The 11,837-nt window shown below is 69.3% G+C and carries 12 protein-coding genes; 7 read left to right on the top strand and 5 right to left on the bottom strand.

The genetic code is table 11. From position 1 onward, the window contains the following. The first annotated feature begins 92 nt into the window (after positions 1 to 92). Positions 93 to 1,475: an L-serine ammonia-lyase gene (locus ITI46_RS05475; protein ID WP_209238237.1), complete on the top strand. Its 1,383-nt coding sequence runs from the start codon at positions 93 to 95 to the stop codon at positions 1,473 to 1,475. A gap of 727 nt (positions 1,476 to 2,202) precedes the next feature. Here the strand turns inward: ITI46_RS05475 and ITI46_RS05470 are convergent. After that, positions 2,203 to 3,834, bottom strand: coding sequence for a hypothetical protein (locus ITI46_RS05470; protein ID WP_209238236.1), 1,632 nt, complete (start codon positions 3,832 to 3,834; stop codon positions 2,203 to 2,205). Positions 3,835 to 4,117: 283 nt separating this feature from the next. Between ITI46_RS05470 and ITI46_RS05465 the strand changes: the two genes are divergently transcribed. The 5 genes from ITI46_RS05465 (at position 4,118) to ITI46_RS05445 (ending at position 8,708) form a co-directional block, all read left to right on the top strand. Then, positions 4,118 to 4,480 (top strand): MarR family winged helix-turn-helix transcriptional regulator, encoded by a 363-nt coding sequence (locus ITI46_RS05465; protein ID WP_209238239.1) that lies wholly within the window; start codon positions 4,118 to 4,120, stop codon positions 4,478 to 4,480. After that, the gene (locus ITI46_RS05460; RefSeq protein ID WP_209238235.1) at positions 4,477 to 5,910 is read left to right on the top strand and encodes an MFS transporter; all 1,434 of its coding nucleotides are present in this window, start codon (positions 4,477 to 4,479) and stop codon (positions 5,908 to 5,910) included. Before ITI46_RS05465 ends, ITI46_RS05460 begins: the two co-directional genes overlap by 4 nt. A gap of 41 nt (positions 5,911 to 5,951) precedes the next feature. Further along, entirely contained in the window at positions 5,952 to 6,245 is a 294-nt protein-coding gene (locus ITI46_RS05455) for a DUF1330 domain-containing protein (RefSeq protein WP_209238234.1), read from the top strand. A 430-nt stretch (positions 6,246 to 6,675) separates the two neighbouring features. Next, positions 6,676 to 7,224 (top strand): class I SAM-dependent methyltransferase, encoded by a 549-nt coding sequence (locus ITI46_RS05450; RefSeq protein WP_209238233.1) that lies wholly within the window; start codon positions 6,676 to 6,678, stop codon positions 7,222 to 7,224. A 164-nt stretch (positions 7,225 to 7,388) separates the two neighbouring features. Beyond that, on the top strand, positions 7,389 to 8,708 hold the full coding sequence (locus ITI46_RS05445) for a serine/threonine-protein kinase (RefSeq protein WP_209238232.1): 1,320 nt from the start codon (positions 7,389 to 7,391) through the stop codon (positions 8,706 to 8,708). Between the two features lie 562 nt (positions 8,709 to 9,270). Here ITI46_RS05445 and ITI46_RS05440 read toward each other — a convergent pair. The 4 genes from ITI46_RS05440 to ITI46_RS34590 form a co-directional block, all read right to left on the bottom strand. Next, positions 9,271 to 9,699 carry a DUF4267 domain-containing protein gene (locus tag ITI46_RS05440; RefSeq protein ID WP_209238231.1) on the bottom strand — a complete coding sequence of 143 codons (429 nt, stop codon included), beginning with the start codon at positions 9,697 to 9,699 and terminating at the stop codon, positions 9,271 to 9,273. 236 nt (positions 9,700 to 9,935) lie between these two features. Further along, on the bottom strand, positions 9,936 to 10,322 hold the full coding sequence (locus tag ITI46_RS05435) for a VOC family protein (protein WP_209238230.1): 387 nt from the start codon (positions 10,320 to 10,322) through the stop codon (positions 9,936 to 9,938). Between the two features lie 165 nt (positions 10,323 to 10,487). After that, the gene (locus tag ITI46_RS34595) at positions 10,488 to 10,688 is read right to left on the bottom strand and encodes an antibiotic biosynthesis monooxygenase family protein (protein ID WP_247745510.1); all 201 of its coding nucleotides are present in this window, start codon (positions 10,686 to 10,688) and stop codon (positions 10,488 to 10,490) included. Then, positions 10,685 to 10,837, bottom strand: coding sequence for a hypothetical protein (locus ITI46_RS34590; protein ID WP_247745509.1), 153 nt, complete (start codon positions 10,835 to 10,837; stop codon positions 10,685 to 10,687). The genes ITI46_RS34595 and ITI46_RS34590 overlap by 4 nt, the downstream gene beginning before the upstream one ends. A gap of 263 nt (positions 10,838 to 11,100) precedes the next feature. Between ITI46_RS34590 and ITI46_RS05425 the strand changes: the two genes are divergently transcribed. After that, positions 11,101 to 11,682 (top strand): TetR/AcrR family transcriptional regulator, encoded by a 582-nt coding sequence (locus tag ITI46_RS05425; protein WP_209238229.1) that lies wholly within the window; start codon positions 11,101 to 11,103, stop codon positions 11,680 to 11,682. Positions 11,683 to 11,837: the final 155 nt, after the last annotated feature.

Below are 11,837 nucleotides of genomic sequence, written 5' to 3'. Positions count from 1 at the left end.
ACCATCCGGGCCCGTCCCGGCATCGGTCCGCACGCACATCCGCTCCGCACCAAGAAGCAACCCACTGGCCCCACCAGGGCAGGAGCCGCACCATGGCAATCTCGGTCTTCGACCTCTTCTCGATCGGCATCGGCCCGTCCAGCTCGCACACCGTGGGCCCGATGCGGGCCGCCCGGATGTTCGCGCGGCGGCTGAAGAACGAGGGCGCGCTGGCACACACCGCCTCCGTACGTGCCGAACTGTTCGGCTCCCTCGGCGCGACCGGCCACGGACACGGCACCCCCAAGGCCGTACTGCTGGGCCTGGAGGGCGAGTCCCCGCGCACCGTCGACGTGGAGACCGCCGACGAGCGCGTGGCGCGGATCCGCGAGCAGGGCAGGCTCCGCCTCCTGGCCGCCGAGATAGGGGACGCCCACGAGATCCCGTTCGAGGAGCGCACCCAGCTGATCCTGCACCGGCGCCGCTCGCTGCCGTACCACGCCAACGGCATGACCCTCTTCGCGTACGACGAGGATGGCACCCCGCTGCTGGAGAAGACCTACTACTCGGTGGGCGGCGGCTTCGTCGTCGACGAGGACGCCGTCGGCGAGGACCGCATCAAGCTGGACGACACCGTCCTGCGCCACCCCTTCCGCACCGGCGACGAACTGCTGCGCCTGACCCGGGAGACCGGGCTGTCGGTCTCCCGGCTGATGCTGGAGAACGAGAAGGCGTGGCGCACCGAGGGCGAGATCCGCGCCGGGCTGCTGGAGATCTGGCAGGTCATGAAGGACTGCGTGGCACGCGGGCTGTCCCAGGAGGGCATCCTGCCCGGCGGTCTGAAGGTCCGCCGCCGCGCCGCCACCTCGGCCCGCCAGCTACGCGCCGAGGGCCAGATGGAGGCGCACGCCATGGAGTGGACGACGCTCTACGCCATGGCCGTCAACGAGGAGAACGCGGCGGGCGGCCGCGTGGTGACCGCACCGACCAACGGCGCGGCCGGCATCATCCCCGCCGTTCTGCACTACGCCCACCACTTCGTGCCCGGCACCGACGACGACGCCGTCGTCCGCTTCCTGCTGGCCGCGGGCGCGATCGGCATGCTCTTCAAGCAGAACGCCTCCATCTCCGGCGCCGAGGTCGGCTGCCAGGGCGAGGTGGGCTCGGCGTGCTCCATGGCCGCCGGCGGCCTCGCCGAGATCCTCGGCGGCAGCCCCGAACAGGTGGAGAACGCCGCGGAGATCGGCATCGAGCACAACCTCGGCCTCACCTGCGACCCGGTCGGCGGCCTGGTGCAGATCCCCTGCATCGAGCGCAACGGCATGGCCGCCGTCAAGGCCGTCACCGCCGCCCGCATGTCGCTGCGCGGCGACGGCCGCCACCACGTCTCCCTCGACAAAGCCATCAAAACGATGCGTGACACCGGCGCCGATATGAAGGTCAAATACAAGGAGACCGCGCGGGGCGGGCTCGCGGTGAACGTCATCGAGTGCTGAGTACCAAGGCTCTGACCAGGTGATTGGCGTCTTTCGGCTCTGTCACCGGCTTACTCTTCTGTACGGCGGAAAGTCCCTGAAAAGTCCCTGGGGTGTCCCCCGCCGAGCCGGTCGGTGGAACATCCCCGCGGGCGCGGGGTCGACACTTGCTGACCATAGCGTTTGTGGTGACAGGTAAGCATTTTCCTTCAGTTCGTTTACGAGCCAGGACCGCCTGCTCCGATTCACGAGCCGGTTAACCCCGAAACTGACTCGTACGTCGCCCTTACGCTCGCGCCCGCCCAGCTTGAGCTGGTCGCCGCAGACCGAGCACGCTGCCACCCGGTAATAAGCGCGTGGCCGTGGCCTTTTTCGACGAGAGCGCCCGCACCCTGCCGTCTGTGCGTAAAGGAAGTGCCGATGCGGCCCCCCTCAACGACCGGCACCGGCACCATGGCCCGGTGCGCGGTTCAGCCCTCGTCTGGTGACCGGACCGCGCTCGTGAACAAGACTCTGGTGGCGGCCTGTTCGATGGCGGTGGCGCCGAAGCGGCGTGCAAGAGGTGAGGCCGGCGATGTCGCTGCTGCGGTCGCCAAGCAGGGGCGCTCGATCCTGAAGGGCGGCAAGGCCGGTTCTGTTCATGTGTCCGGGGACGATGCTCCCAAGGAGCAGATCCCGAACGCGGACCGCTCCGGCCCGTATCGACCGTCCCGCCCGTCCCGGCTCACACGTCTGGACAAGGAGCGAGTCAACGCGGGAGGCTCCGGCCGCCTCCCTGCGTCGCTTTGCCCGCAACTCGCTCTTGTGCTGCGGCTATCCACTCCCGGACGTCTGCCGCCGCGTCCGCTCCGGCTGCTTCCGTCCGGCAGGTCTGGCTGGAAGTGGCTATGTGGTGGCGGATCATGCGCAGCACGTCGTGGTCGTCGAAGTATGACGTATGCACCAGCGCCTTGGTGGAGATCTGCGGCTGCCGGCCGGAGACGACTCCCGTCAGCCGGTTGCCGTTCATGGCCGCGCGGGCGATCATCTGGCGTACCTCCAGGCCCAGCAACCCCGCGTGGGCCATGGCGTTGGTCTCCAGTGCCGTGTTGACGCGGTCCGGCAGTCCGGCGGCACCCCCGTCGAGGGGCAGGGGCCACGTCGAGACATGGACGAGATCGGTGTACGGGACATCGCACCCCTGGCCGGTGCGCAACAGCCGTTTGGCCAGCGCCGCGTTGACACTCGGCATGAGCCATTTGTTGATGAGGCCATAGGCGCCGTCGGTCGGGGTGGAGCCGGAGAAGTAGTACCCGTAGCCCATCGAGGCCTGCGGAGCGAGCGCGATGTGCTTCAGCGGAGCGTTCAATCGCAGCAGCGTGGGCACGCGCGGCCACGCGCCGGCCGGCTTCCGCGGCACCTCGCGCTGTGCGGGCGGTACGAAGAACTGGGAGTAGCCGGGGGCGTCGGGCGGGCACAGCGTGCGGAGCCCGCTGATCGCTTCGTCCGTTGCCGCGTACAGGCCCAGCCACCGTGAGTGGAAGCGTGCGAAAGCGGACCGGGCGAGCCTGGCACGGATCATCAGCGCGTGGGCGACTTCTCCCCGAGCAGCGACCCTGAATGTGTACTTCAGCCCCGCGGCTGCCAGGAGCAGCCATACCATGCGGATGATCCACGAGAGCTCGAACCACGAGAAGGCGAGCGACAACACCATGCTCGGGAAGAACACCAGCAGCATGTAGACGCCAGCGACCAGCATCGTCCATCGCGGGGCTTTGACATCCCGGGGACTCACCGCGCCCGCCAAGGAGAACTTCCCCTCACGCCACCCTGTTGCCAGCAGACCGCCCTGCGGCAGATGGCACAGGAAGGGGGTTCCAATCGTCGTCCAGCTCCGCAGGCGGCCGAGCTCCAGCTCCTGGCTCACTTCCCGGTATCTCTGGGCGAGGAAGCGGTCCCCCGTCACATCGGTACTGGATACGTCACCGGTGACGACACCTCGCCGCACCAAGGGGTAGTACAGGTGGGCGGCCAGCGTTCCCCCGCGCTGCAGGACGTGGCTGGTCAGGAGGGCTTCCCAGATGACCGAGCCACCGTGGCTGTGCCCGACCAGGTGATACGCGCGGCCTTTCCGTTCCAGTTCGACGAGGAGCGCCAACAGTTCCATGGAGGCGGACAGCCGCGCCGACTGGGTGTTCGCACCGCTCCAGTGGAACAGCCTGCCGCTGTGTGGAAGGCGCACCCCTGCCGGGAGGTTGTTCTCCAGCCACCTCCATGTGTCGCTGCCGCGCTGCCACCAGCGCGACCCCTCATCGTTGCCGTCCTTGTCGCCGGCGAAGGTGCCGTGCACAAGGATCACGAGCTCGTCCTGGTCCAGCGAGTCCCCACCTGAATCCGTCACCCGTACATCATGGCGGGGCCCACCGACATCGATGGCCTCCGTGCGGCAACTCGCGCCCGCCTGAGGTGACCTGACGTAGTGACGAATTGAGCGGGTCGAAGTCAGCCTCGGCGTAGGAACAGCCCAGGCTGAGGCGCGGGCGACTCATTTCCATAAACGGTGAATATAAAAATGTTATGCTTTGGCCATGAGTCGTCAAGACACCGCTCCTGGCGCGTCCGCCGCCATCGGGACAGCCCTCTACGGTCTGGCCACCAGGGCCGTGAGACGCCTGCCCCGGGACATGAGCCTGACGTCCGCCGCCACCCTGGCGACGCTGGACCGGACCGGCCCGCGGCGCATCACCGATCTGGCCGCGGTCGAGGGCGTCACCCAGCCCGCGATGACCGCCCTGGTCCGGGGGATGGAGGAGTCCGGCCTGGTCGAGCGGCGGGGCGACGCGTCCGACAAGCGGGTCACGCTGGTGTGCCTGACCGAGTCCGGCGCCTCCTATGTCCGGACGCGGCGCAAGGCGGGCGTCCATGCGTTCGAGCGGTTGATCGGTGAGCTCACCGGCGACGAGGTCGAGGCGCTGGTGGCGGCCCTTCCAGCGCTGAAGCATCTGGCAGAGCTCGAAAGCCAGGACCGCGAAGGGCCGAAGCAGTGACCGGGCAGCCGGTCGGCGGGGGCGTGGTGAAGGCGTTCCCGGTGGCGCGTTCCGAGGCGCGGCTGCTGGTCCACGCGCTGATGTTCATCGCTCTGGTCGTGGCGGCGGTCGGCAGCCTCGGGGCGCCGCTCATCACCAGCGTGGCGACCTCGTTCCACGTCTCGCTCGGCAGTGCGCAGTGGACGCTGACCGTCGCGCTGCTCAGCGGCGCCGTCGCCACGCCGGTCCTGGGCCGGCTCGGAGCCGGCCCGCACCGGCGGGCCACGATCCTCGCCACGCTGGCGGTCGTCGTCGCCGGCAGCGCGCTCACCGTGCTGCCGCTGCCGTTCGCTTGGCTGCTGGCCGGCAGGGCGGCCCAGGGCGTCGGGCTCGGGCTGACGGCGCTGATGATGGGCGTGGCCCGGGACCACCTCCCCGAGGAGCGCAGCGCGGCCGTGATCGCCCTGATCTCGGTGGTCTCGATCATCGGGGCCGGCGTCGGCTACCCGCTGGCCGCACTGCTCGCCGAGCTCGGCGGGGTACGGGCCGCCTACGGCCTCGGCCTGGTCGTCACCGCCGCCGCCCTCCTGACCGTGTGGCGCTCCATACCCGAAGCCCCCGAAGGCCGCTCCGCCCACGTGGACGTGGCAGGCGCGGTCGTCCTGGCCGCTGCGCTGCTCCTGGTGCTGTTCCTCGCCGGCGAACGGAATCTGTGGAGCCGGCACCTCGCCGTGGCGGCGGGCCTCGCCGTCGTCGCGGTGGTGCTGCTCTGCGTCTGGGCCGTCATCGAACTGCGCAGCACGACGCCCCTGGTCGATGTGCGGGCGGTACGGCACCCGGCGGTCGCCGGGGCGAACCTCGCCATGTTCGTCGGCGGGATCGGCATGTACCTCCTGCTCACGCTCATCACCCGGTACGCGCAGACGCCGCACGGCGCCGGCTATGGCTTCGGGCTGACGACCTTCGTCGCCGGGCTGGTCCTCATCCCGTTCTCGGTGCTGGGGTTCGTCGCGGGCAAGCTCACGCCGCGGGTCCGGAAGCGGATCGCCGACCCCCTGCTCCTGGCCGGCAGCGCCGTCGTGGTCGGCGGCGGGTTCGCCCTGTTCGCGGTGGCCCGGTCGGACCTGGCCGAACTGTTCGCGGCGATGGGCGTGCTCGGCTTCGGCGTCGGTGGCTTCTCGGCCGCGATGCCCGGCGTCATCCTGGCCGTCACCCCCAAGAGCGAGACGTCGAGCGCCATGAGCTTCAACTACGTCGTCCGCAGCGTCGGGTACTCCCTGGGCAGCGCCATCGGCGGCCTGATCCTCGCCGCGGGCACCGGTCCCGGCCACCTCTTCCCCGACGACAGCGCCTACACCACCGCGGCGCTCGCCGGCGTCGGCGCCATGGCGCTCACGACGCTGACAAGCCTCGCTCTCGCCCGTCGGCGCCTGTCCGGGACCAACCCGTAAGCCCGTAAGTCAGATGCGCTCATTCCCACGCTGGAGGTTCCATGCCCAAGGGCTACTGGGTCAGTGTCTACCGCACCATTTCGGACCCTGAGAAGCTGGCTGCTTACGACAAGCTGGCCCGCCTGGCCGTCGAGGCCGGGGGCGGCCGGGTCCTCGTCCGTGGCGGTCGGGTCGTGGCGCATGACGCCGGAATCGCCGAGCGCACCATCCTGATCGAGTTCGACAGCTTCGAGCAGGCCGTCGCGGCACGCGAGAGTGCGGCCTACCAGGACGCCCTGGCCACTCTCTCCGACGGCGTCGAGCGCGACTTCCGCATCGTCGAAGGCATCGACTGACCGAGGACCAGTCGGATCTTCACTGAAGCTCGCCGGCTCCAAAACAGGCCGGAATAATGCTTCTGGCCCTCTCTCCAGCGAAACGTACGCCAAGGTATCGAGGGCTCAAAGACGTCGATGCCCGTCGTCGACCAGACCAGGTCTCAGTGGATCTTTCCGTCCGTACGACGGAGACTCATCGAGACTTCGCCGATCACACGCGACATGCCCCGAGCAGCAGGAGCGGGGCGCGGAGCCCTCCCGGTCTCGACCAGCTGCGACATTCCCACGATCAAGCGGGAGAGCGCCGCTGCATGGAACGAGACCGGGAACAGCTCGCTCGCGGGGACGGACCGCCCGTCCGGCGCCGAGCCAGGACCGGACCGAGGCGAGGGCCGGCCGGTGCCCTCATCGTGTTGACCGACCCGGCAGGCAATGCTGGAGTCGGCACGTGGACAGCATCCCCGCCAACCGGCGGTTCTGGAACCGGATCAGCAGCGCCTACCAGCACGAGCACGACCCGCAAATCGGCGCCACACCCCGGCTGTGGGGCATGTACTCCATCCCCGACGCGCACCTGCACGCCCTGGGCGACGTCACCGGAAAGCGCGTCCTCGAACTCGGCTGCGGCGCCGGCCAGTGGTCCAGGGCGCTCGCCGCCGAGGGCGCCACGGTGGTCGGGCTCGACCTGTCCGAAGCCCAACTCGCCGCAGCGGCCTGCGCGATGGGATCGGCCCGCTACCCGATAGTGCAAGGCGCCGCCGAACAACTTCCCTTCGCCGCCGACAGCTTCGACCTGGTGTTCTGCGACTTCGGTGGGCTCAGCTGGGCGCCCCCGCGCCTGGCCGTCCCGCAGGCCGCACGCGTCTTGGGCCGAGGCGGGCGCCTGGTGTTCAACGTCGCCAGCCCATGGTTCGAAGCGTGCTACGACGAAACCGACCCACCCGACTGGGCACACCGCTGGCCGGCTGAACTGCTCTGGGTGACCCACAAACCGTAAGGTTCCCCGGTATCGCACGTGCCGCCCGGGGTGACGCGGCATGATTGCCATGTGCCGGTCCGCCGGCCGGAGAGCGGACATGGCTGAGACCGGAGAGGAGCACCGTGCGGGGCCAACTCCTTGGTGAACGCTACCGGTTGGTGCGGCAGGTCGGTGAGGGAGGGATGGGGCACGTATGGGAGGCGCAGGATGAGACGCTGCACCGGCGTGTCGCCGTCAAGGTGATTTCGCTGCTCGCCGGCGGGGGGCGGCGCGGTGACGAGGCACGGGCCCGGTTCCTGCGCGAGGCACGGATCACCGCTCGGCTCCAGCACGCCCATATCGTCACCATTCACGATCTCGGCGAGACCGGCCCCGCGGACAACAGGGTCCCGTTCCTGGTGATGGAGTTCGTCCGCGGTGAGGGCCTGGACACCAAGCTGCGGCGAGGCGCCCTCGCGCTGTCCGACGCGGCCCGCTGGGGCGCACAGATAGCCGAGGCGCTGGCGGAGGCACACGCGGCCGGAATCACGCACCGGGACATCAAGCCCTCCAACATCCTCATCACGCCCGCCGGGAACGTGAAGGTGCTCGACTTCGGCGTCGCGCGGGCAGCCGACCCCGGCATGACCGGGGACCGTCTCACGCGGACCGGCTTCATCGTGGGCACGCCCCCGTATATGGCGCCCGAACAGGCGCGCGGCCTTCCGGAGCCGCGCAGCGACCTGTACGCCCTGGGCTGTCTGCTCTTCGAACTGATCACGGGGCGGCTGCCGTTCCAGGCCCCCGACACCGTCGGTTATCTCTCCGCGCACCTCACCCAGGAACCGCCTGCCCCCAGCACGGTGCTCCCCGGCATCCCCGCCGCCTGGGACGATCTCGTCCTGACGCTGCTGTGCAAGGACCCCGGCCAGCGGTACGCGGCTGCCGCCGGTCTCGCGCAGGCGCTGTGGCGGCTCGGCCGGGCGCCCGAGCCGGACACCTTGCCGTACCACCACCGCACCCGCACCCGCCCCGGCCCAACGCGGCCCAGGACAGCGCGCACCGTCCCCGACGGCGCGCACGCGAACCCACCGGCGCAGCCCCCGGCCCAGCCCCTGGCGCAGCCGCCTGATTGGCGCGCGTTCCTGACGGCGCTGGAGCGGTTCGTCCTCCCGGCCGTCCTGCTCGTCCTCTACGGCGTGGCGGTGCGGGTCGCCTTCGCCGACAGCTATTACGGCCACGGCTACTGGACCGTGGGCAGCTCTCTCGCCGCGGGCTTCTACACCCTCCTCCTGGTGGGCGCCCTGGTGCTGGCGGCTGCGCTCACGCCCCGTTCGAGCGCCCTTATCCGCTGGGTGGGCTTCACGGCAGCAGCACTCTTCGCCCTCTTCACCGCGGTCCCGCTCTTCCTCGACTTGCCGCTCGGACTGATCGGGCCAGTGGCGGTGCTGGCCCTCGCGGTGTTCTGCTCCCGCGACATCAGGACCCGCCGGGCCCGGATTCCCCGCGGGACGGCGGGCTGATGCTGATCCGGTACGGATGCCCCGGAGTCCGCGGGGAAGGTTCACCCCCACCCCATGGAGCGAGACCTCACCGCGAGGAGATCACACTCACGTCGGCGGGCACGAAACGAGCATCCACGCGGGTCAGGGTCCATGGCCAACTGTGATGCTCAGCATGGACAGCTATCGTGCTCAGTGGCCAACCAGAGCGCTCCGTCACAGTCGCTCGGGGAAGGCCCTTGAGGGCCCGTCATAGCACCGGATGCTGTCACGAACAATTCTCAGAAGTGCCGGCAAACCCACCCGTTGAGTGAGAGCGAGTGCGGGGCCGGTTCGACTCAACCGGGTCGAATCTCGTTTCCGTGGTGGCGCGGGTGATGAGCGGCATGGTGGTGACCGCGGCGCCCGTGCCCAATACCAGCCAGTTCAGGTGGCCGTGGCCGCTGCGGCGCAGCAGGCCGCGCCAGCTGTCATGCCGCCGCCGGCTGGAAGAAGATCGTCTGTCTGACCCTTCTCGGCGGTCGCTGACGGATGGGGGTGGTCCGGCCATGTGGCCGGGCCACCCCTTGGGGGCATGCAGCTGTCAGGCGGGCTGTGCGGCGGGCGCCGGGGCGGTGGCCTTGTGAGCCTTACTGGTCTCCCGGAGGGTCAGCAGGCCGGTGATCGCGATCAGCGCCGAGGTCAGGCCGTGGATGCCGAACGCGGCGGCGAGGGGGCCATGGTGGGTCAAGACGTTGATCATGTCGCCCAACGGGGCGACGGCCTCCATCAGCAGGACCCAGCCCAGGGCGCGGCGGTGGCCCGTCAGCAGGAGGATGCCGATGACCAGGCCCATCGCGAATTCGCGGGTGCCCTTCATGATGAGGAAACCGTCGCCGTTCCCGGCGGGCCAGGTCGGCAGGCCAACGCCCCGAGTGGAGGCCTCCGGGGCCAGGATGAAGGACAACCCGAGGTAGAGGACGAACACGGCGCAGACGGTGGCCAGGACGGTGTTGACGTTCTTCAGCGACATGGTTCTTCTCCTTTGACGTTCAGCTGGGGTGGGGCAGGGGTTCAGCGGCGGATGCGGCGGGCATAGCGGGGGCGGTCGATGACGTGCCAGATGACGCGGACCGGCGCGGGTGGGGGCAAGATCGCCTTACGCGGTCTCTGACCGCGCCGGCCTGCCGGTTCGTCTTCGCCGATGCCGGTTGTGCCGCGATCCCGCCGCCATGAGTGAAGCCGTGATCCGCTGGGCCGCTATCGGCCTCACGACCCGGCGCCGCCCGGGGTGAGGATTTCCATGAGATGTCCGTCGGGGTCGCGGAAGTAGGCGCCCCTGCGGCCCATGGTGTGCTTGCTGCGATAGATCTGCCCGATCTCTTGGCATGCAGGATCGCCGTAGTGGGTGATCCCGCCGCGCTGGATGCGGGCGAGGGCGGCGTCGAACTCCTGCTCGCTGACTATGAACGCGTAGTGGTGTGGCTCGAAGTCGTCCAGCTGGTCGTAGTCCAGACTGACCTGGTTGGCCAGCGTGACCGGCGTGAAGTGTGCCACCGGCGGATCGACACTCAGGCCGAGGATGCCGGCCAGGAACTGCGCCGAGGCTTGCGGGTCACGGGCGGGGACGATGGTGTGATTCAGTTCCACGGGCATGGTGACTCCTCCTTCAGGGACCGGGCCACGCGTGGTGGGGCGCAAGGCGCGGCCGGCTTCGAGCCCGGCCTTGGCGACCCGGCATGGTGCATGGATGCGTGACTTCCCCGGGGGGGGGGGAGGGCAGGGCTTCTCCGGCCGCCCTCTCTGGCTGCAGCTGCCGTGTCATACGTTGATCTGCTCGAATATGTGCGGGTACGACACGATGTCGTCGCTGAACTCGGCCGCCATGCGCTGGAACTCCGGACTGCCGAACGCCGTGGGGAGCGCCTCGGTCGACTCCCAGACCGCGACGTTCATCAGAAGCCGGCTGTCCGCCGTTCCCTTGTGCATCTGCAGGGAGACGAATCCCGGCTGAGCCTTCATGAACTCCGCCTGCCTCCAAAGCGGGCCAGGAACGCTTCAGTTCTCTCCTTCGGGACGACGAAGGTGTTGGCCAGGACGATGGGTCCGGTCTTCTCCTCGAACTGCGCGAACATCGGCGTATTCGGGTCGAGACTCTGCAACTTGGCCATTTCCGGTACTTCCTCTCGCTGTCGGTTGCCCCGCGGCACTGAGGCCGGCCCACCGCCGTACTGGGTCCGGCGACGCTCACGACGCTCGCTGTCTGTGGAACGAGGGGATCTGACGGTCACACGAGGGCATCGCTGGTGACACCAATGCCTCCAGCTACCACGAACTTGCCAACGCTTGTTGGTCAACATCGTTGGCCAACGTTGTTGGCAAACGTAGAGCCGCAGCTCTGGACTGTCAACACCTGTTGGTCTACGTTGTTGGCATGACCGGCACCACGGAGGACCAGCAGGCCGCACGGCGTTCCGACGCCACCCGCGCCGCGATCCTCGCCGCGGCCCGCGAGCGGTTCGTGGCGGACGGCTACGAGAAGGCGACCATCCGGGCCATCGCGCGTGACGCGAAGATCGACCCGTCGATGGTGATGCGCTACTACGGCAACAAGGCGGGCCTGTTCGCGGAGGCCGTCGCGATCGATCCCGGGTTGCCGGGCCTGTCCCTCGAACCGCGCGAGGAGATCGGCCGTACGCTGGTGCGCCACTTCCTCACTCTGTGGGAGGAGAACGGGGAGCTCGCCGTGCTGATGCGGGTCGGCGCCACCGACCCGGCCGCTGCCGATCGCATGCAGAGCGTGCTGCGCGAGCAGATGATCCCGCTGGCCCGCCGACTGGGCCACGAGCCGGAGCAGGCGCAGGCGCGGGCTGCACTGTGCGTCTCGACCGTGCTGGGGCTCGCGCTGACGCGCTACGTGCTGCGGTTTCCGGCGAGCGTGGCGCTCGGCCGCGAGGAGATCGTGGACTGGCTCGGACCCACGGTCCAGCGGTATCTCACCGCACCCGAGCCCTGAAGAACGCGTCCAGGCACCCACCGCGACCTCGGTCATGGCGGATGCCCTCAAAGGGAAGACCGAAAGGATCAGCCTGCTTCTGCGGCTTGCGGGACTTGCCGCCGAGCATCATGAAGCCGGCGGGCACGCAGCCGGAGGTCCACACGGCGCAGCCG

The sequence above is a fragment of the Streptomyces oryzae genome (assembly GCF_017676365.1).
GTDB classification, from domain to species: Bacteria; Actinomycetota; Actinomycetes; order Streptomycetales; family Streptomycetaceae; genus Streptomyces; species Streptomyces oryzae.
This window is presented reverse-complemented; position numbering and strand designations above follow the sequence as displayed.